General features: G+C 66.0%; 22 protein-coding genes. 8 read left to right on the top strand and 14 right to left on the bottom strand.

Annotated elements, in window-relative coordinates; all coding sequences use genetic code 11:
- The first annotated feature begins 58 nt into the window (after positions 1–58).
- Together QM789_RS02315 and QM789_RS02310 are read left to right on the top strand one after the other, a co-directional pair.
- On the top strand, positions 59–826 hold the full coding sequence (locus QM789_RS02315; RefSeq protein WP_420350347.1) for an enoyl-CoA hydratase-related protein: 768 nt from the start codon (positions 59–61) through the stop codon (positions 824–826).
- 95 nt (positions 827–921) lie between these two features.
- The gene (locus QM789_RS02310) at positions 922–2,316 is read left to right on the top strand and encodes a helix-turn-helix domain-containing protein (RefSeq protein ID WP_420350346.1); all 1,395 of its coding nucleotides are present in this window, start codon (positions 922–924) and stop codon (positions 2,314–2,316) included.
- Positions 2,317–2,348: 32 nt separating this feature from the next.
- Here the strand turns inward: QM789_RS02310 and QM789_RS02305 are convergent, their stop codons facing one another.
- The 3 genes from QM789_RS02305 to QM789_RS02295 form a co-directional block, all read right to left on the bottom strand.
- Positions 2,349–2,588: a YdcH family protein gene (locus tag QM789_RS02305; RefSeq protein WP_420350345.1), complete on the bottom strand. Its 240-nt coding sequence runs from the start codon at positions 2,586–2,588 to the stop codon at positions 2,349–2,351.
- An 82-nt stretch (positions 2,589–2,670) separates the two neighbouring features.
- Positions 2,671–5,766 (bottom strand): efflux RND transporter permease subunit, encoded by a 3,096-nt coding sequence (locus QM789_RS02300; RefSeq protein WP_420350344.1) that lies wholly within the window; start codon positions 5,764–5,766, stop codon positions 2,671–2,673.
- A gap of 1 nt (position 5,767) precedes the next feature.
- Positions 5,768–6,895, bottom strand: a complete 1,128-nt coding sequence (locus QM789_RS02295; RefSeq protein ID WP_420350343.1) for an efflux RND transporter periplasmic adaptor subunit — start codon at positions 6,893–6,895, stop codon at positions 5,768–5,770.
- 273 nt (positions 6,896–7,168) lie between these two features.
- On the opposite strand from QM789_RS02295, the gene cysK reads away from it, so the two are divergent.
- Positions 7,169–8,140 (top strand): cysteine synthase A, encoded by a 972-nt coding sequence (gene cysK / locus QM789_RS02290; protein WP_420350342.1) that lies wholly within the window; start codon positions 7,169–7,171, stop codon positions 8,138–8,140.
- A gap of 48 nt (positions 8,141–8,188) precedes the next feature.
- The gene (locus QM789_RS02285; RefSeq protein ID WP_420350341.1) at positions 8,189–8,452 is read left to right on the top strand and encodes a hypothetical protein; all 264 of its coding nucleotides are present in this window, start codon (positions 8,189–8,191) and stop codon (positions 8,450–8,452) included.
- A gap of 10 nt (positions 8,453–8,462) precedes the next feature.
- Here QM789_RS02285 and QM789_RS02280 read toward each other — a convergent pair whose 3' ends face one another.
- Positions 8,463–8,747, bottom strand: coding sequence for a hypothetical protein (locus tag QM789_RS02280; protein WP_420350340.1), 285 nt, complete (start codon positions 8,745–8,747; stop codon positions 8,463–8,465).
- A 62-nt stretch (positions 8,748–8,809) separates the two neighbouring features.
- Here QM789_RS02280 and QM789_RS02275 point away from each other — a divergent pair, with 62 nt between their 5' ends.
- The gene (locus QM789_RS02275; RefSeq protein ID WP_420350768.1) at positions 8,810–9,013 is read left to right on the top strand and encodes a hypothetical protein; all 204 of its coding nucleotides are present in this window, start codon (positions 8,810–8,812) and stop codon (positions 9,011–9,013) included.
- Between the two features lie 300 nt (positions 9,014–9,313).
- Here the strand turns inward: QM789_RS02275 and QM789_RS02270 are convergent, their stop codons facing one another.
- The 4 genes from QM789_RS02270 to QM789_RS02255 all read right to left on the bottom strand — a co-directional run bounded on the left by QM789_RS02270 (position 9,314) and on the right by QM789_RS02255 (position 11,903).
- Positions 9,314–10,210, bottom strand: coding sequence for an electron transfer flavoprotein subunit alpha/FixB family protein (locus tag QM789_RS02270; protein WP_420350339.1), 897 nt, complete (start codon positions 10,208–10,210; stop codon positions 9,314–9,316).
- Positions 10,210–10,968: an electron transfer flavoprotein subunit beta/FixA family protein gene (locus QM789_RS02265; RefSeq protein ID WP_420350338.1), complete on the bottom strand. Its 759-nt coding sequence runs from the start codon at positions 10,966–10,968 to the stop codon at positions 10,210–10,212. Before QM789_RS02265 ends, QM789_RS02270 begins: the two co-directional genes overlap by 1 nt.
- A 154-nt stretch (positions 10,969–11,122) precedes the next feature.
- Positions 11,123–11,695: a cob(I)yrinic acid a,c-diamide adenosyltransferase gene (locus tag QM789_RS02260; RefSeq protein WP_420350337.1), complete on the bottom strand. Its 573-nt coding sequence runs from the start codon at positions 11,693–11,695 to the stop codon at positions 11,123–11,125.
- Positions 11,696–11,702: 7 nt separating this feature from the next.
- Positions 11,703–11,903 (bottom strand): twin transmembrane helix small protein, encoded by a 201-nt coding sequence (locus tag QM789_RS02255; RefSeq protein WP_420350336.1) that lies wholly within the window; start codon positions 11,901–11,903, stop codon positions 11,703–11,705.
- A 276-nt stretch (positions 11,904–12,179) separates the two neighbouring features.
- Here QM789_RS02255 and mscL point away from each other — a divergent pair, with 276 nt between their 5' ends.
- Positions 12,180–12,593 carry a large conductance mechanosensitive channel protein MscL gene (gene mscL, locus QM789_RS02250; RefSeq protein WP_420350335.1) on the top strand — a complete coding sequence of 138 codons (414 nt, stop codon included), beginning with the start codon at positions 12,180–12,182 and terminating at the stop codon, positions 12,591–12,593.
- A 102-nt stretch (positions 12,594–12,695) separates the two neighbouring features.
- Positions 12,696–13,298: a glutathione S-transferase N-terminal domain-containing protein gene (locus QM789_RS02245; protein ID WP_420350334.1), complete on the top strand. Its 603-nt coding sequence runs from the start codon at positions 12,696–12,698 to the stop codon at positions 13,296–13,298.
- Between the two features lie 75 nt (positions 13,299–13,373).
- Here QM789_RS02245 and QM789_RS02240 read toward each other — a convergent pair whose 3' ends face one another.
- The 5 genes from QM789_RS02240 to QM789_RS02220 all read right to left on the bottom strand — a co-directional run bounded on the left by QM789_RS02240 (position 13,374) and on the right by QM789_RS02220 (position 17,393).
- Positions 13,374–14,246: a ferredoxin--NADP reductase gene (locus QM789_RS02240; protein WP_420350333.1), complete on the bottom strand. Its 873-nt coding sequence runs from the start codon at positions 14,244–14,246 to the stop codon at positions 13,374–13,376.
- Positions 14,247–14,308: 62 nt separating this feature from the next.
- The gene (locus QM789_RS02235) at positions 14,309–14,680 is read right to left on the bottom strand and encodes a DUF934 domain-containing protein (RefSeq protein ID WP_420350332.1); all 372 of its coding nucleotides are present in this window, start codon (positions 14,678–14,680) and stop codon (positions 14,309–14,311) included.
- Positions 14,677–15,447: a phosphoadenylyl-sulfate reductase gene (locus tag QM789_RS02230; protein WP_420350331.1), complete on the bottom strand. Its 771-nt coding sequence runs from the start codon at positions 15,445–15,447 to the stop codon at positions 14,677–14,679. Before QM789_RS02230 ends, QM789_RS02235 begins: the two co-directional genes overlap by 4 nt.
- Positions 15,422–17,080, bottom strand: coding sequence for a nitrite/sulfite reductase (locus QM789_RS02225; protein WP_420350330.1), 1,659 nt, complete (start codon positions 17,078–17,080; stop codon positions 15,422–15,424). The genes QM789_RS02230 and QM789_RS02225 overlap by 26 nt, the downstream gene beginning before the upstream one ends.
- Entirely contained in the window at positions 17,073–17,393 is a 321-nt protein-coding gene (locus QM789_RS02220) for a DUF2849 domain-containing protein (RefSeq protein ID WP_420350329.1), read from the bottom strand. Before QM789_RS02220 ends, QM789_RS02225 begins: the two co-directional genes overlap by 8 nt.
- Before the next feature lie 149 nt (positions 17,394–17,542).
- Between QM789_RS02220 and QM789_RS02215 the strand changes: the two genes are divergently transcribed.
- Positions 17,543–18,004, top strand: coding sequence for an Lrp/AsnC family transcriptional regulator (locus tag QM789_RS02215; RefSeq protein ID WP_420350328.1), 462 nt, complete (start codon positions 17,543–17,545; stop codon positions 18,002–18,004).
- Between the two features lie 17 nt (positions 18,005–18,021).
- On the opposite strand, the gene QM789_RS02210 is transcribed toward QM789_RS02215, so the two are convergent.
- Positions 18,022–18,915: a LysR family transcriptional regulator gene (locus tag QM789_RS02210; RefSeq protein ID WP_420350327.1), complete on the bottom strand. Its 894-nt coding sequence runs from the start codon at positions 18,913–18,915 to the stop codon at positions 18,022–18,024.
- Positions 18,916–19,003 lie beyond the last annotated feature (88 nt).

Here is a 19,003-nt window from a genome sequence, read left to right as displayed (position 1 = left end):
TCCGCTTTCCCTGCCGCGCGCCTCGGCTAGTCTGGCGCGGACAGGCAAGGAGGAGCCGATGACCGTTCTTTACGACTGCACCGATGGCATCGCGGTACTGACCATGAACCGCCCCGAGGTGATGAACGCCCTCAACAGCCAGCTTCGGCGGGATCTGCGCGCCGCGATCGCGCGGGCGGAGGGCGAGGCGCGGGTGATCGTGCTGACCGGGGCAGGGCGGGCGTTCTGTTCGGGGCAGGATCTGGGCGATGCGTCGTCGGTCGAGGCGCTGGATCTGGAGCGGATCCTGTCCGAGGAATACGAACCTCTGTTGCAGGCGATCGAGAACAGCCCCCTGCCGGTGATCGCGGCGGTGAACGGCGCGGCGGCAGGGGCGGGGGCCAATCTCGCGCTGGCGGCGGATGTGGTGATCGCGGCGCAATCGGCGGTCTTCCTACAGGCTTTCACCCGGATCGGCCTGATGCCGGATGCGGGCGGCACCTACTGGCTGCCGCGTCAGGTGGGGGCGGCGCGGGCGATGGGCCTTGCGCTGTTCGCCGAGAAGGTGGAGGCCGAGGAAGCCGCGCGGATGGGCATGATCTGGGAAGCCGTCCCCGATGCCGGGTTCGCGGCGCATTGGCGGGCGCGCGCCGCGCATCTGGCGAACGGTCCCACGCGGGCCTATGGCGCGGTGAAGCGCGCGCTGCGGGCGAGTTCGTCGAACGATTACGGGACGCAGCTCGCGCTGGAGGCGCAGTTGCAGGGCGAACTGGGCGCGACGCAGGATTTCCGCGAAGGCGTGGCGGCTTTCCTTGAAAAACGCGCGGCGCGGTTCGGGAACCACTGAAGGGCCCGGAGGGGCCTTTCCGGCGGGATGGCTATTGCGAAATTGACGGCTGCAAATTGCAAAGCTACCAGTTGGTTTGCAAAGGGAGGCAGCCGATGGCGACTCAGAAACTCTATGCGGGGGTGAAGCTGCGCGAAACGCGCGGGCGGCTGGGACTGACGCAAAAGGCATTTGCCGGGCGGCTGGGCGTGTCTTTGCCCTATCTGAACCAGATGGAGAACAACCACCGGCCGGTTTCCGCTTCGGTGGTGCTGGCGCTGGCGGGAGAGTTCGGGCTCGATGTGACCGAGCTTTCGGCGGGCGATGCGGAGCGGCTGGTCTCGGACATGCGCGAGGCGCTGGCGGATCCGGTCTTTGCCGATGGCGCGCCGCCGCTGGCGGATCTGCGGCTGGCGGCGTCGAATGCCCCGGCGCTCGCGCGGTCCTTCCTCGAACTGCATCGCGCCTATCGGCAGGTGCATGAACGGCTGGCCTCCCTCGACGAGGCGCTTGGCCGCACCACCGGGCACACCGTCGTCAGCCCGTGGGAGGAGGTGCGCGACTTCTTCCACTATTGCGACAATTACATCGACGCGGTGGACCGTTCGGCGGAACGTTTCGCCTGTCCGCAGGGCAAGCGGGCGGACCCGATCCAGAATGCGGTGGGGGCGCTGTCGCGGCGCGGCGTTTCGGTGCAGTTCGCGGACATTCCGGCGCTGCGCGAACGCTCGAATGGCGTGCTGCGGATTTCGAGCCATGCGGCGCGCTCGACCCAGGCGTTCCAGCTTCTGCATCAGGTTGCGCTGGCGACGCAGGACGACCTGCTGGAAGCGACGCTGGACCTTGCGCGGTTCCAGTCGGAAACCTCGCGTGCGATTGCGAAGATCGGGCTGGCGAACTATTTCGCGGGGGCGGCGCTGATGCCCTATCGCGCCTTCCTTGAGGCGGCGCAGGAGACGCGGCACGATCTGGAACGACTGGCCGACATGTTCGGCGCTTCGATCGAGCAGGTGGCACATCGGCTGTCCACGCTGCAACGGCCCGGCGCCAAGGGGATCCCGTTCTTCTTCGTCCGCGTCGATCAGGCCGGAACCATCACCAAGCGGCACTCCGCCACGCGGTTGCAATTCGCCCGTTTCGGCGGTTCCTGCCCGCTGTGGAACGTGCATCAGGCGTTTGAAACCCCGACGAAATTCCTGCGCCAACTGGCCGAAACGCCGGACGGGGCGCGCTATCTGTGCCTGGCGCGGGATGTGTCGAAGCGGGGGGGCAGCTTTACCGCGCCGGTGCGGCGCTATGCGATCTGTCTGGGCTGCGAGGTCAGCCATGCCCGCGGGCTGGTCTATGCCGATGACATGGAACTGACCAATCCGCGCGCCTATCAGCCGATCGGGATTTCCTGCCGGATCTGCGAGCGGCGGAACTGCCACCAACGTTCGGTTCCACCACTGGAACGGCGGCTGGAGGTGAATCCGGATGCGCGCGGCCTGCTGCCCTATGAGATCGCATGAAAAAGCCCCGCGTTTGCGGGGCTTTGGAGGGGTCAGGCCTCGGCGAGCATCCGGGCGATCTCGTCCTTGATCGCGGTGCGCTGCTTGCGCAGGGCGGTCTCGACCAGCGTGTCCACGACATCCACGCGCGTTTCGGCGCGATGCACCTTGTCGTTCGCCTCGTCGTAATCCTCAAGCAGTTTCGCGAAGCGGGCGTTCGACACCTTCAGCGCGCGCAACTTGTCCATTTCGAAGGGGAATTCCTCATCGAGCGTGTGCGGGGTGTTGGACATAGGTCTCTCCCTTTCCTTGTCTTCGATATGACCTTAGCGTTTTGATTCTGCCTAAACTTTGACCTCAATCAAATGACGAATGTCAGGTGTCCTTTTCGCGCCGCACAAGGGCCACCCCGCGCATCACCGCCACATAAAGAACCGGCACCATCACGATGCCGAAGAGCGCGGTGAAGGCGATGCCGCCCAGCATGCCGATGCCGATCGAATGCTGCGCCGCCGCGCCCGCGCCCGTCGCTATGGCGAGCGGCAGGATCCCGAGGGCGAAGGCGAAGGTTGTCATCAGGATCGGCCGCAGCCGCTGACGCGCGGCCATCACGGTCGCCTCGGTCAGGCCCATGCCGTCCTGCCGCAGGGTCTGGGCGAATTCGACGATCAGGATGGCGTTGCGCGCGGCGAGGCCGATCGTCGTCAGCATGCCGACCTTGAAATAGACGTCGTTCGACTGGCCGAAGAGCTTGGCCGTGATCATCGCGCCCAGCACGCCCACCGGCACCGACAGCATGACCGAGAACGGCACCGTCCAGCTTTCATAAAGCGCGGCGAGGCACAGGAACACCACCAGCGCCGAGAGGGCATAGAGCAGCGGTTCCTGATTGCCGGCGATGCGTTCCTGAAGCGACAGACCGACCCAGGCGACCGAATAATTGCCGGGCATGGCGGCGACGATCTCTTCCATCTTCGCCATCGCCTCGCCGGTGGAGACGCCTTCGACCGCATCGCCGGTGATCTCGATCGCGCCGGTGCCGCCATAGCGGTAGAGAGTGGAGGAAATCGCCTTCCAGGTCTGCGTGATCACCGCCTCGAAGGGCACCATCTCGCCGGACTCGTTGCGGGCATACCACATGCCGATGTCCTCGGGCTGCATCCGCCAGCGGGCATCGCCCTGCACAATCACCTGGCGCAGCTTTTCGTTCAGGGTGAAATCGTTGACATATGTCCCCGCGAAGATCGTGGACAGCATCCGGTTCAGCGTCGAGAGCGAGATCCCGAAAGCCTGCGCCTTTTGCAGGTCGATGTCGAGTTGCAGCGAACTGGTGGTGGCGGCGTCATTGCCGCGCAACCCGGTGATCATCCCCGAGGCACGCGCCTGTTCGACCAGGGTATCGGCGGCGGCGTGCAGTGCCTCGTTGCCGTTGCCCGCGCCATCGACCAGATACATGTTGAAGCCCGACGAAGAGCCCATGCCCTGGATCGCGGGCGGTTGCAGAAAGACGAACTGCCCCATACGGTTGTCGCGGAAATGCGCGCTGGCCGCCTGGACAAGCTGCGCCGCGCTTAGCGGGCGTTCATCGAAATCCTTCAGCCGCACGAACATCATGGCGCGGCTTTGCCCGGTGCCGCCGAAGCTGAACCCCACCGCGGCGAAGACCGAGGCAACGGTGTCCCCCTGCGCGTTCAGAAGATAGTCCTCGACCGCCTTCACCGCTTGCTCGGTCTGGGCGCGCATGGCGTTGTCGGGCATCGAGATCTGCACCATCAGCGTGCCACGGTCCTCGGGCGGGACGAAGGAGCCGGGCAGGTCGCGATAGACCCACCAGATCCCGCCCGTGATCGCCGCCAGCACCACCAGCATCCGGAACGGCCGCCGGAGCAGCCGCCGGACGGTCTCGCCATAGCCGCCGGTCAGCCGGTCGATCCCGCGGTTGAAGGCGCGGGCCGGGCCGAATTTCGTTTCATGGCTGGGCCGCAGCAGCGCGGCGCACATCGCGGGCGTCAGGATCAGCGCGACGAACAGCGACAGCACCATCGCCGAGATGATGGTGACCGAGAACTGCCGGTAGATCACCCCGGTCGCGCCCGACATGAAGGCCATCGGCAGGAACACCGCCGAGAGCACGAGGACGATGCCGACCAGGGCGGTGGAAATCTCGCCCATCGAGCGTTCCGTCGCCTCGACCGGGCCGAGGCCCTCTTCCTCCATCACCCGCTCGACGTTTTCAACCACCACGATCGCGTCATCGACCAGCAGGCCGATTGCCAGCACCAGCGCGAACATCGACAGCGTGTTGATCGACATGTCGAAGACCGACAGCACCCCGAAGGTGCCCAGAAGCACGATCGGCACCGCGACGGTGGGGATCAGCGTCGCGCGCCAGCTTTGCAGGAAGACGAGGATGACGAGGAACACCAGCACGACCGCCTCGCCCAGCGTGTGATAGACCCGCTCGATCGACTGCTGCACGAAGGGGGAGGTGTCGAAGGGATAGACCACCTGCACCCCTTCGGGCAGCGACGTCCCCAGCCTGGCGATGGTTTCGCGCACATTCTTCGCCGTTTCGACCGCATTGGCCCCCGCAGCGAGATTGACGCCGAAGCCCGCGGCGGGGCGGCCATCGTAGCGCGAGGCGGTGGCGAGATCCTGCGAGTCGATCTCCACCCGCGCGACATCGGCCAGATAGACGGTGGAGCCGTCCTTCGCGGTGGTCAGGGCGATCTTCTCGAATTCCGGCACCGTGCCGAGCTGCGACTGCGCGTTCAGCGGCACGGTGATCTGCTGACCTTCGACCGCGGGCAGCGAGCCGAGGTTGCCCACCGTGACGTTGGAATTCTGTTCCGAAACGGCGGCCGTCACGTCATTCGGCGTCAGCCCGTATTTGTAGAGCTTCGACGGATCAAGCCAGATCCGCATCGCATAGGGAGAGGAGAACTGGTTGATCGAGCCCACGCCCTCGGTGCGCTGGATCGGGTCGCGGACCACGCGGTCGAGCAGGTCGCCCAGTTCCGCCTGGCTCTTCGAGCCGTCCTCCGTGGTCAGCGCGCCGACCATCAGGATCGAGGAGGTCGAGCGCGTGACCGACACCCCCCGCGCCGTCACTGCCTGAGGCAGGTTGCCCTGCACCAGTTGCAGCTTGTTCTGCACCTGCACCTGCGCCATGTCCGGATTGACCGTATCGTCGAAGACGAGCGTGATGCCCGCGCGCCCCTGCGAGGAGGAGGAGGTCATATACATCAACCCGTCGAGCCCGGTCAGCCCATCCTCGATCACCGTGGTGACCGAGTTCTGCACCGTCGAGGCGGTGGCGCCGGTGTAGGTCGCGTTGATCCGCACCGTGGTCGGCGCGATCTGCGGATATTGCGACACCGGCAGGGTGGACAGCCCGAACCAGCCCGCCAGCATCACGATGATCGCCAGAACCCAGGCGAAAACCGGGCGATGGATGAAGAACTTCGCCATCTCAGTCCACGTCCTGGACGAGGCCGGTCGCATCCACCTTTGCGGGCACGCCCTTCACGGCCTTGCCGGGGCTCATCGACTTCAGCCCGTCGAGGATCACCTGATCGCCATCGCTGAGGCCCCCGGTCACGATCCAGTTGTTGCGATAGCTGCCGCTCGTGGTCAGCGTCACGCTCTTCGATTTGCCATCCGCGATGACAAAGGCGGTCAGCGCCCCGGTCGCCGCGCGCACCGCCGCGCGTTGCGGCACCAGATGGGCCTGCATCGTGCCGAGGGTGACGAAGCCGCGCACGAACATGCCGGGCAGGATCTTGCGGTCGGGGTTCTCGAAACGGAACCGTACCGACACGGTGCCGGTGGTGGTGGACACCACGGCCGAGGGCGTTACCAGCGCGCCGGTGCCCTTGTAGACCTCGCCATCCTCCAGCACGAGCGTCGCGTCCACGCTCTGGTTCGGGGTCATCGTGCCGTCCTCGATCCGGCGGCGGATCTCCAGCAGGCGGGTCGAGGGTTCCAGCATGTCGACATAGATCGGGTCGAGCCGGGTGACGGTGGTCATCGCCCCCGCCTGTCCGGCGGTGACCAGATCGCCGACGGAAACCGCCTGCACCTCCGGGATGCCCCGGATCGGGCTGGTGATCGTGGTCCAGGAGAGCTGCGTCCGGGCATAGTCGAGCGCCGCCGCCGCCGCGTTCAGCGCCGCCTTCGCCGCCTGCAATTCGTATTCCGCGGTTTCGACATCGACCCGGGTCGAGCCCTGATTCACCAGCCGCTTCGCCCGGTCATAGGCCGCCTGCTTCACCGGAAGGTTGGCTTCCGCCGTGCTCAGCGTGGCGCGCGCGCTTTCGACCGCGGCGCGATAGGCGGCATCGTCCAGTTCAAACAGCGGGTCACCGGCCTGCACCTCGGTGCCGGGGGTGTACAGGATCTTCGTCACCACGCCGCCGACCCGGGGGCGGATCGCGACCTGTTCAAAGGCCACGGCGCGACCGGGCAGGTCGAACCCCTGCGGCACCTCCTGCCGCGCCATCGTCATGACGCCAACCTCGACCGGGGCTGCCTGCTGCGCCGCCGCCGGAACCGCCACAACCGCCCATACCGCCACACAGAACTGCTTCGCCAAATTCATCCGCTGTCCGTCCTGCCCCTTTGGTCCACTGATAGGGCGAAGCGCGGAGCGGGTCACCCTTATTCCGGACATAACGGTTGGCAAAACGGTTTCCGACCCTCACCCTTGCGTGAGCCGATGATCCGGTGACCAAATTCCACGGGGGCCGGGTTCCGCGCGCGGGAGCAGATTGTTCTGCCGGCCCAGTGAAGTTTGGCATGGTCATGCCCGGCCAGTCGGCCTAACCTTTCTCCGGACGCCGGGCATCCCGGCGCGGCACGAACGGAGGCGGTCATGGCGATTTTCGAGGACAATGCACAAAGCATCGGCGGCACGCCCCTGGTCAGGCTCGGGCGCCTGGCAGCGGGGACCGGCGCGACGATCCTTGCCAAGATCGAGAGCCGCAACCCGGCGGGTTCGGTGAAGGACCGGATCGGCGCGGCGATGATCCGCGATGCGGAGGCGCGCGGCGTGCTCAGGCCGGGGTCCGAGATCGTGGAGCCGACCTCGGGCAATACCGGCATCGCGCTGGCCTTCGTGGCCGCCGCGCGTGGTATCCCGATCACCCTGACGATGCCCGAGACGATGAGCCTGGAGCGCCGCAAGCTCCTGCTCGCCTATGGCGCGAAGCTCGTGCTGACCGAAGGCCCGGCGGGGATGGCGGGGGCCATCGCCCGGGCCGAGGAGATCGCCGCCTCGGATCCGAAATACGTTCTGTTGCAACAGTTCGCGAATCCGGCGAATCCGGCGGCCCATCGTGCCACCACCGGCCCCGAGATCGAGGCGGCCACCGGTGGCAAGATCGACGTTTTCGTCGCGGGTGTCGGCACCGGTGGAACCATCACCGGGGTGTCGCAATATCTGAAGCTGGACCGGGGCCTGCCGCTGCGCTCCGTCGCGGTCGAACCGGCGGCAAGCCCGGTACTGAGCCAGGTCCGCGCGGGGGAACCGCCGAAGCCCGGCCCGCACAAGATCCAGGGAATCGGGGCGGGGTTCGTCCCGGCGGTTCTCGACCTGTCGCTGGTCGACGACATCGAGACGGTGAGCAATGAGGAGGCGATCGCCACCGCATTGCGCCTGGGCCGGGAGGAGGGGATCCTGACCGGGATTTCCGGCGGCGCCGCGGCGGCAGCCGCACTGCGTCTGGCGGCCCTGCCGGAAAATGCGGGCAGGACGATCGTCGTGGTGCTGCCCGATTCCGGCGAGCGGTACCTGTCCTCGGCCCTGTTCGAGGGCATTTTCGATGGGGCCGGCGCCCCGGCCTGAGGAGGCGGCCGGGGCAGGGTGCCCCGGCACAACCGCAGGGAGGTTCGTTTGCGTTTCGTCTTCACCCATAGCCACGTCTTCCCCGGCAGCCGGGTCACCCTGCACGAAGACACATCGGCAGAGCCATCCCCGGCCTGTCTGGTGGAATTCAGCGATGGCGTCACGGTGATCGGTGAATGGCACCGCGACGGGCCGGAGATCGCGCTCGACATCCCGGGCTATCGGACGGCGCGGAACCATACCGTCACCGCCCGCCGCTGGCGGCTGAGAAAATCCGCCGACGGCGGGTGGCGCAGCTATCCAGGTAGCTGAAACCCGCCGGTCAGCTGCAACTTGCGCGCAGGATTTTCTTTCCGGACGCATCCGTCAGCACGGTGATGCGGAACGGCAGGAAATCCATGGTCAGCGGTTGGCCTTCCGGCGCGCGCCGCACGACAGAGGCGCCGGTCAGTGCCATGATTTCCTGATCGCTCGGCGCCGCTTTCCCTTCCAGACGCGCGGCAGCCTCCGGACGGCAGGTCGCGGTGGTGTCCGGGGTCTTTTCCGCCTCAAGCGTGCAACCGGAAATGGCCAAGGCCGCCGCCGCGGGAATGAGATATGCTTTCATGGGTCAGTCCTTTCGTTGGCCGAGTGTAGAATGGCCGCGTCTATCGGAAAAGACGTTTCTCCGTGAAGGCCGGGCGCGATCACATTCCGATCAGGACGGCGGCAGGCACCGCACGCGATCACAGGCGGATCGTCGTTGTTCTGTCCGCGATTCTTGGTCGGACGCCGACGGCGGAGGAGTATCGGGCTGCGGTGGAGGGGATTGACCTGACGCGTTTTGCGCCGCCGCTGGAAAAGCCCGCGGTTTCGCATTCGGTGCATTTCTGAGGACACATATGGCCCCTTCCGTCTCGGGCGGAGGGGGCTTCCTGGCTCTCACGCTCTGGGGGATCCTGTTTCGGGATGGTGCGGGCGCCCGTGTCGGCGGGGCCTTGGGCGTCCGGCCCGGCCTGCCGTTTGTTGTGCCGCGCGGTCCGGTCGGTCGGGCAGAAGGTCCGCCGGCGCCTGGAATACCGTGCAGCCCGGTCGGCCGGGCAAAAGGTCCGCCAGTGCCTGTGGTGCCGCGCGGTCGGCGATGCAAAAGGCCCCGCCGTTTCCGGCGGGGCCTGTTTTTCCGGGCGCAGGCCCTCAGATCTTCGCGGTCAATTCCGGGACGGCGGTGAAGAGATCCGCGACCAGGCCGTAGTCTGCGACCTGGAAGATGGGGGCTTCTTCGTCCTTGTTGATGGCGACGATGACCTTGGAGTCCTTCATGCCGGCGAGGTGCTGGATCGCGCCGGAGATGCCGACGGCGACATAGAGCTCGGGGGCGACGACCTTGCCGGTCTGGCCGACCTGGCGGTCGTTCGGCGCATAGCCGCTGTCCACCGCGGCGCGCGACGCGCCGACGGCGGCGCCCAATTTATCCGCAAGCCCTTCGATCAGCGCGAAATTCTCCTCCGACCCGACGCCGCGGCCACCCGAAACCACGACCTTGGCCGAGGTCAGCTCGGGCCGGTCGGACTTCGCCACCCGGTCCTCGACCCAGGCGGAAACGCCCGTGTCCGCCGCGGGCGCCACCGCCTCGACCGGCGCCGGGCCGCCCGCGCCCGCCGCCTCGAACGCCGTCGTGCGCACCGTCAGAACCTTCACCGGATCCGACGACCGCACCGTCTGGATCGCGTTGCCGGCATAGATCGGGCGCTCGAACGTCTCGCCGTCGACCACCCCGGTCACGTCCGAAATCACCATCACGTCGAGCAGTGCCGCCACCCGCGGCAGCACGTTCTTCGCCACCGCCGTCGCCGGCGCGACGATGTGGCTGTAGCCCGAAAGCGACACGATCAGCGCGGCCAGAGGCTCCGCCAGGCCATGCGCGCAGGCCGCGTCCTCCACCGCCAGCACCTTCGTCACGCCCGCCAGCGCCGCCACCGGCGCCGGGTCCACCCCCGCCGCAAGCACCGTCACCGGGCCGAGCTTCGCCGCCGCCGTCAGCGCCTTTGCCGTCGCGTCCAGACCCACATCCGCAATCAGAAGAACCGACATCAGAGCGCCCCCACTTCCTTCAGTTTCGCGACCAGCTCATCGACCGAGCCGACCTTGACCCCGGCCGAACGCCCCGCGGGCTCGGCCGTCTTCACCACCGTCAGCCGCGGCGTCACATCCACGCCGTAATCGGCCGCGGTCTTTTCGTCGAGCGGTTTCTTCTTTGCTTTCATGATGTTGGGCAAAGACGCATAGCGCGGTTCATTGAGCCGCAGATCCGCCGTGACGATCGCCGGCAGAGCGACCTCGATCACCTGCAAGCCGCCGTCGACCTCGCGCGTGACCTTCGCCCGGTCGCCCGCGACCACCACCTCCGACGCGAAGGTCGCCTGCGGCCAGCCCAGCAGCGCCGCCAGCATCTGCCCCGTCGCGTTCATGTCGTTGTCGATCGCCTGCTTGCCCGCGATGATCAGCCCCGGCTGTTCGTCCCGCGCCACCGCCGCCAGGATCTTCGCCACCGCCAGCGGCTCGATATCCGTCGCGACATCCTCGGACGCCACCACCAGAATCGCCCGGTCCGCCCCCATCGCCAGCGCCGTCCGCAACGTCTCTTGCGCCTGCTTCACGCCGATCGAGACAACGACAACCTCGCTCGCAACGCCCGCCTCCTTCAGCCGGATCGCCTCCTCGACCGCGATCTCGTCAAAAGGATTCATCGACATCTTCACATTCGCAAGATCAACCCCACTCCCATCCCCCTTCACGCGAACCTTCACGTTGTAGTCAATAACTCGCTTGACTGGCACCAGGACTTTCATCGGCGGCGTCTCCCTTCCTTGCAATTCCACCCTGTTCGCGGGCGGGTCAGTGGTTCGGCAATTTTGTTACTAGACCAAAAACGTCAGGGACAGTGCAAAATGGACATGTTTTTATGCGGCTACGTCACGTCGCGGCGATTATGGGCGCTAACGGTCAGCGATTGGCCCCCGGCACCCACAGAATATCGGTTCGCCCCTCGTCATTGGCGATCCGGCCCGCGACGAAGAACCAGTCGGACAGCCGGTTGAGATATTTCACCGCCCAGTCGTTCACCGCTTCCTCGGCGGCCAGGGCCACGGCCTCGCGCTCGGCCCGGCGCGCGACGGTGCGGCACAGATGCAGATGCGCGGCCAAGGGCGATCCTCCGGGCAGGATGAAGCTGCGCAGCGGTTCGAGCCGGGCGATCATCGCGTCGATCTCCGCCTCCAGCCGTGACACCTGCGCTTCGACGATCCGCAGCACCGGGTAGCCCGCCGTGTGATCCTTCTCCATCTCGGGGCGGGCGAGGTCCGCGCCCAGATCGAACAGGTCGTTCTGGATCCGGCCGATCGCTTCCGACAGATCCGCCCCGGCATGCAGCCGTGCGAGGCCCAGCGTCGCGTTCAGCTCGTCCACCGTGCCATAGGCACCCACGCGCAGGGAATGTTTCGGCACCCGCGTGCCATTGCCAAGGGCGGTTTCGCCCTTGTCGCCGGTCTTGGTGTAGATTCTGTTCAGAACGACCATCTTCCCCTCACTTTCCGCGCAGCCAGACAAAAAGCACGATCAGTGCGATGGCCACCGCCTGCGCCCCGATCCGCCAGCGCATCAGCCGGTTGGCGTTGCGCCGGTTGAAATCGCCGCCGATGCCGAAGCTGCCGATCCCGAACAGCAGGACCGCCAGCACCGCAAGGCAGGCCACGGCCGCGACGATGAACAACGGATCCCTGAACATGCCCCCTCCCGGCTTTGCGGCACAGTAACCTGCGCGGGCAGGAATGCAATCGCCGCGCGCCGGAGCCCGCCTTTTTGCCGCGGCCTCGGCGGGCATGCAGGTGCAGCAATTTGGCGGCAACGGGATGTGGACTTGGCGCGGGGAACGTTTCAGTATGCGGCCCGGCGAGGTTCCGGCGCGACCACCGCGCAATGCCCCGCCGTGGACGGATTTCAGCGTCCGGCTGCTATATGCCGGATGCGAGGGCGCGGATGCCGCGCGGCAAAGGAACAGAACATGATCAAGGAATTTCGTGATTTCATCGCCCGGGGCAATGTCGTCGACATGGCCGTCGGGATCATCATCGGCGCGGCTTTCACCGCGATCGTCAATTCGATGGTGGCCGATCTCATCAATCCGATCATCGGTGTGGTGACCGGCGGGATCGACTTCTCCAACCTCTTCGTCAATCTGGGCAGCGGGGATTATGCCTCGCTCGGGGCGGCACGCGATGCCGGGGCGCCGGTCTTCGCCTATGGCTCGTTCATCACTGCGGTGATCAACTTCCTGATCATCGCCTTCGTCGTCTTCCTGCTGGTGAAGGCGGTCAACAAGGTGAAGGACGCGGCCGTGAAGCAGGAAGAGGCAGCCCCCGCCGGGCCGACCGAACTCGACGTGCTCAAGGAAATCCGCGACGCCTTGCAGAAGTGATCTACGGCGCCCCCGGTTGGACGACCGGGGGCGATTGCCCTGGCGGCGCGGGGTGATACACCGCGGTCATCGCCCGTCCGGGCGAAACACGGAGGGAATTCCATGAAGCTTTATTACAAGGCCGGCGCCTGTTCGCTCGCCGATCACATCGTGCTGATCGAAACCGGCAAGCCCTACACGCTGGAAGCCGTCGATCTGGCCACCAAGAAGACCGAGACCGGCGCCGATTACCTGACGATCAACCCGCGCGGTGCGGTGCCTGCGCTGCAACTCGATGATGGCACGGTGATCACGCAGAACGCGGCGATCCTGCAATATCTGGGCGATCATTCGGATGTCGCGGCGTTCAAGCCCGCCGCCGGTTCGCTGGAACGGGCGCGGCTGCAAGAGGCGCTCGGCTTCTGCGGCGATCTGCACACCGCCGTTGGCGGGCTGTTCACCCCGAACCTGAGCGACGAGGCCAAGGCCGGGGTGATGGAAAAGATCACCCGTCGGCTGGATCAGCTTGAGGCCATGCTGCCGGGGGGCGAGAGCTACTGGCTCGGCGCCTTCACGCAGGCGGATGCCTATGCGGCGGTGGTGCTGGGCTGGGCGGCGATGCTGGGGGTTGACCTTGCGGGCTGGCCGAAGGCCGCCGCGCTGCGGGGGCAGGTCATGGCCCGCCCGGCGGCACAGCGCGCGCTGAAGGAAGAAGGGCTCGTCTGAACACATAGCGCCGCCCCACAGAGGGCGGCGCTGTCCGGCATCGGCTGGATATGGCGAAGCCGACTCCGCGCGGGGTCAGATCCCGTCGCCGACAAAGGCCTTTTCGACGACATATTCCTTCGGCTCCGAATTCGCGCCCTCGCGCAGGCCGAAGCTTTCCAGAACTTCCATCACGTCCTTGTTGAAGGCGAGCGAGCCGCAGACCATCGCCCGGTCATGTTCCGCATCCATCGGCGCGATGCCCAGATCGGCGAAGACCTTGCCCGAGGACAGGTTGTCGGTGATCCGGCCCATCTGGGGGAAGTCTTCGCGCGTCGTGGTGGGGTAGTATTTCAGCTTGTCGCCCACCAGTTCGCCGATCAGCGGATCGTCCTTCAGGCTTTCGACCAGCTTCCGGCCGTATTCCAGTTCGGCGACGGTGCGGCAGGTGTGCATCATCACCACTTCCTCGAACTTCTCATAGGTCTCCGGCTCCCGCATCAGCGAGGCGAAGGGCGCGATGCCGGTGCCGGTGGCGAGGAACCACACCCGCTTGCCGGGCAGCAGCGCGTCGATCACCAGCGTGCCGACGGGCTTCGGACGCAGGATGATCTCGTCGCCGACCTGGATATGTTGCAGCTTCGAGGTCAGCGGGCCATCCGGCACCTTGATCGAGTAGAATTCCAGTTCCTCATCCCAGGCGGGCGAGGCGATCGAATAGGCGCGCAGCAGCGGTTTGCCGTTGTCCCCCATCAGCCCGATCATCACGAATTCGCCCGAGCGGAACCGCAGGCTCTGCGGCCGGGTCACACGGAAGGAGAACAGCCGGTCGGTCCAGTGTTTGACCGAAGTCACGGTCTGGGCATCGGGCAGGTGTTTCGGGGCGGGCGCGGTTGCGGTCTGGGTCACGGGCAAACTCTGTCTGGGGCCGGGAGGGCGCAACGCTGCGTCCCCCACGGGCGGGGTCATGGATCTGGCTCAATCGGCTGGAAGCGTGTTTACGCGCATAAGACGTGCCGGGGAACCGGGAATCAGCCCTTCATGCGCGCGCGGTAGTCGAAGGCGGTCCAATTGGCGCGGAACTTCCATTGTTCCTCCGGCTGGCGTGCGGCCAGCGCGTCGGGGATTTCCACTTCGTCGATGCCCGAACGCCGCGCCATCGCATATTGGTCGGCGATCACCGGGCCGACGGCGCGGATGCGCCCCTGATAGCCCGCATCGCGCAGCCGCCGCGCGTGGGTGAAGCCGCGCCCGTCCGAAAACGACGGGAACACGATCCGCACCATATCGGCACCAGAGGCCAGTTGCAGCACCTCTTCGGTCTTCGTCTCGGGGGCGATTTCGACCGCCGTTCCGGTAAAATCCTCGGCATGGAAGCCGTCGTCGCGCACGATCACGCTCATGCTGCCGTGTCCTTCTTCACGCGCACCGGCTTTCCGCCGATGAAATGGATCCCGCATTCGGTCTTTTGCTGGCCGCGCCAGCGGCCCGAGCGCGGGTCTTCGCCCGGCTTTACCGGCGAGGTGCAGGGCGCGCAACCGATCGACGGATAGCCCTTCGCCACCAGCGGATGCCGGGGCAGGCGGTTTTCGACCATATATTCCTCAAGATCCTCGCGGCCCCAATGGGCAAGCGGGTTGATCTTCATCCGGGTCGGCGTCTCGACCTCGAAAAAGTCGAGCGCGGCGCGGGTCGATGCCTGAAACCGCTTGCGCCCGGTGATCCAGGCGTCAAAGCCCGAGAGCGCCTTTTCCAGCGGCACGGTCTTGCGCAGGGTGCAGCAGGCATCGGTGTTGAACTGATGCAGCGTGCCGTCCGGATCCTCAAGGTCCAGCGCCGCCTGTTCCGCGATGATCGTGCGCACATCGGTCAGGCCGAGCGAGCGCGACACATCCCGCTGATAGTCCAGCGTTTCCTGAAACAGCATCAGCGTATCGACGAACAGCACCGGCGTGCCCGGCGCGATCACCGAGACCATATGCAGCAGCACCACCGATTCCGCCCCGAAGGACGAGACCAGCGCCACATTGCCCACCTCCGGGTCGCGCAGCGCCTTTTCCATCACCGCGAAGGCCGCGTGATGCTTGTAGCGCGCGTTGAGATTGGCGACCCGGGTTTCGATGTCGCTCGGGCGGGGGATCACGTCATGCTGCATCGCGGGCCTCGTCATACAGCGCTTCCTTGAAGGGCGCGGCGCCCAGACGGCGGAAGGTGTCGATGAAATCCTCGCCCTCGGACCGCACCGCCAGATAGGCGCGCAGGATCCGTTCGATCGCGGGGACCACCTCGTCATAGGCAAAGCCCGGGCCGGTCTTGTCGCCGACCGCGGCCTGATCGCCCGCATCGCCGCCGAGCGTGATCTGGTAATTCTCCACCCCCGCGCGGTCCAGCCCCAGAATGCCGATATGGCCAACGTGGTGGTGCCCGCAGGCGTTGATGCAGCCCGAGATCTTGATCTTCAGATTGCCGATCTCGTCCTCAAGCCCGATGTCACGGAAATGCACCGCCAGTTGCTGCGCGATCGGGATCGACCGCGCCGTCGCCAGCGCGCAATAGTCCATCCCCGGGCAGGCGATGATGTCGGACAGCAGCCCGGCATTCGCCGTCGCCAGCCCCGCGCGCAGCAGTTCGGCATGCACCGTGGGCAGGTCGGACAGCGCGACATGCGGGATCACCACGTTCTGCTCATGGCTGATCCGCAGCTCGCCGTAGCCGTAACGTTCGGCCAGATCGGCCATCACCCGCATCTGGTCTGCCGTCGCATCGCCCGGCGTCGCCCCGTGTTCCTTGAGCGAAATCGTGACGATGCCGTGGTTCTCGACCCGGTGCGGCGCGACGTTGCGCGTAACCCAGCGGCGATAGACCGGATCCACCGCGAGCGTCTTTTCGTGATGCTCCGTCGGGGTGTTCTTGAAGGCGGGCGGGTTGAAATGCGCCGCGATCCCGCGCAGGATCTCCTGATCCACGCCGGTGAAATGCGGGCGGATGCGGTGGAACTCCTCCTCGACCTGCGCCTTGAAATTCTCCAACCCGTTCTCGAAAACGGTGATCTTGATCCGTGCCTTATACTTGTTGTCGCGCCGCCCGATCACGTTCCAGGTCGAAACGATGGCTTCCAGATAGGGCAGCAGGTCGGCCTTCGGCAGGAAGTCGCGGATCACCTGACCGAGCATCGGCGTCCGGCCCAGCCCGCCGCCGACCAGCACCTTCAGCCCGACCTCATCGCCTCGCCGCACCAGTTGCAACCCCACGTCATGGGCGCGGATCACCGCGCGGTCGGTGGTGGCGCCGGTGATGGCGATCTTGAACTTGCGCGGCATGAACTGGAATTCCGCATGGTCGGTGGACCATTGCCGGATCAGTTCCGCGATCGGGCGCGGATCCTCGATCTCATCCGCGGCGGCACCGGCGAAAACGTCGGTCGTGGTGTTGCGGATCGTGTTGCCCGAGGTCTGGATCGCGTGCATCTGCACATCGGCCAGCGCGTCGATGATATCGGGCACATCCACCAGCTTCGGCCAGTTGAACTGGATGTTCTGGCGGGTGGTGAAATGGCCATAGCCCTTGTCCCACCGCTCCGCGATCATCGCCAGTTGCCGCATCTGCCGGGGCGAGATCGTGCCATAGGGGATGCAGATCCGCAGCATATAGGCATGCAGTTGCAGATAGAGCCCGTTCATCAGGCGCAGCGGGCGGAATTCCTCCTCGGTCAGCGAGCCATCCAGCCGGCGTTCCACCTGTTGGCGGAACTGCGCCGCGCGGGTGCGCACGAAGCCTTCGTCGAAATCCGAATACTCATACATGGGCCGTCTCCCGCTTGCTGTCCGCTTGCTTGCCATGGGAATAGTTCGAGGGGCCGCGGGTGCGGAACGCCTCCCGGAAGTGGACGGGCTCGGGGCCGTCCGGCCCGGGCTTCGCATCGGCCAGATAGGGGCCGACGATGACATCCGCCTGACCCTGCGCGCTCAGCAGGCGCAGTTCGGCATCGGCCTCGTCCTCCAGCAGCTCGGCCTCCCGGTGGCATCGCGTCCATGTCCCGGAGGCAGTCATATAGACTACATCCCCCATCCGCAGGTCGTTGGCGGTGAGGACTTTGGGCGTGAATTTGCGGGCCATGTTTCCCTCCGGAATCTGGCGGGCTGCGTTTGAGCCTGCAATATAGGAAATTTTCCCCAGGCAGGACCATATCCCCTTGCGAATAAGTAACCTTGTTCCTTATCTGGGCGGTGCATGTGCTTTTTTCCCAAGGATCGGAGAATACGCGAATGACCGTCCGCCTGGATGAGCTTGACCGGAAAATCCTCTCGCAGCTGCAAGAGGACGCGAGCCAGTCGCTCGACGAAATCGCGCGCAAGGTGGGGTCGTCGAAGACGCCGGTCTGGAACCGGATTCGGCGGCTGAAGGAGCAAGGCGTGATCGGGCGGCAGACGGTGCTGCTGGATCCGGATGCGCTCGGGCTGGAGGCGTGTTTCTTCGTGCTGATCCGGACCTCCGAGCATGAGGCCGACTGGCAGCGCCGCTTCCTCGCCGCGCTGCGCGCCCGGCCCGAAGTGCTGGAGGCGCATCGGTTGGCGGGCGACATCGACTATATCCTGAAGGTCCGGGTCAAGAACGCCCGCGCCTATGATGAATTCTATCAGGCCCTGATTTCCGAGGTGAAGATCCACAACGTCACCGCGCTGCTGTCGATGGAGGAAATCAAGTCCACCACCCTGCTGCCGTTGTAGGGGCGCCCTGGGGTGGCTTATTCCCTGTGTCGCAGCGCGCCGATCAATGCGGTCAGGGCCGGGGATTGCTGCCGCCGATTGGGGTAGTAGAGGTGATAGCCCTCGAAGGTCTTGCGCCAGTCGGCCAGCACCTCGATCAGCGCGCCCTGTGCGATATGGTCGGCCACATAGCCGCGCGGCAGATAGGCCAGCCCGAACCCGGCAAGGCAGGCCGCACGTACCTGCATGATGCTGGTGAAGATCAGCCGCCCCGTGGTGGTGACGCGCAGATCCTTGCCGCCCTTGCTGAAGGTCCAGGCGAAGACCTCGCCATGGGTCGGCAGGCGCAGGTTGATGCAGTCGTGATCGGCCAGATCCTGCGGCCGCCGGGGCGGCTTGCGCGCGGCAAGGCAGGCGGGCGCGGCGACGACGGCCATGGGGAGATCCGGGCTGATGCGCAGTGCGATCATGTCCTTCGAGACCAGCTTGCCGCGCCGCACCCCGGCGTCGAACCGGTCGCGCACGATGTCGGTGCGGCCGTAATCCGTCACCAGTTCGACGTTGATTTCGGGATAGGCGGGTAGGAAGCGTTCGAGCGCGGGCCAAAGCAGGTTCTGCACCGCATATTCATCGGCGGAAAGGCGGAGCGTACCGGAGGGATGGTCGAGCAGCGAGCCCAGCCCGACAAAACCCCGGTCGATCTGTTCCAGCGCAGGCCGGACGGCGGCGAGCAGCCGCTCGCCCGCTTCGGTCGGCGCGACATTGCGCGTGGTGCGGTTGAGCAGGCGGATGCCGATGCGCTCTTCGAGGTTGCGCACCGTCTGGCTGAGTGCGGATTGCGACAGGCCCAGCCGCGCGGCGGCGCGGGTGAAGTTGCCCTCGTCGGCGACGGCGACGAAAGCGTTGAGATCGCGCAGGTTCTCGCTCTGCATTCATAAGTCCTGCTAATCGCGGCATGCTGATTGAGCAGCCTAATCGGAAGCCTCCGGGACCGCTATACTCATTTTCAGAAGCGGGAAG

The organism is Paenirhodobacter sp. (assembly GCF_047600745.1).
Lineage (GTDB): Bacteria > Pseudomonadota > Alphaproteobacteria > Rhodobacterales > Rhodobacteraceae > Rhodobacter.
The sequence above is the reverse complement of the archived record's forward strand: the minus strand, read 5'-3'. Positions and strand labels throughout refer to the sequence as shown.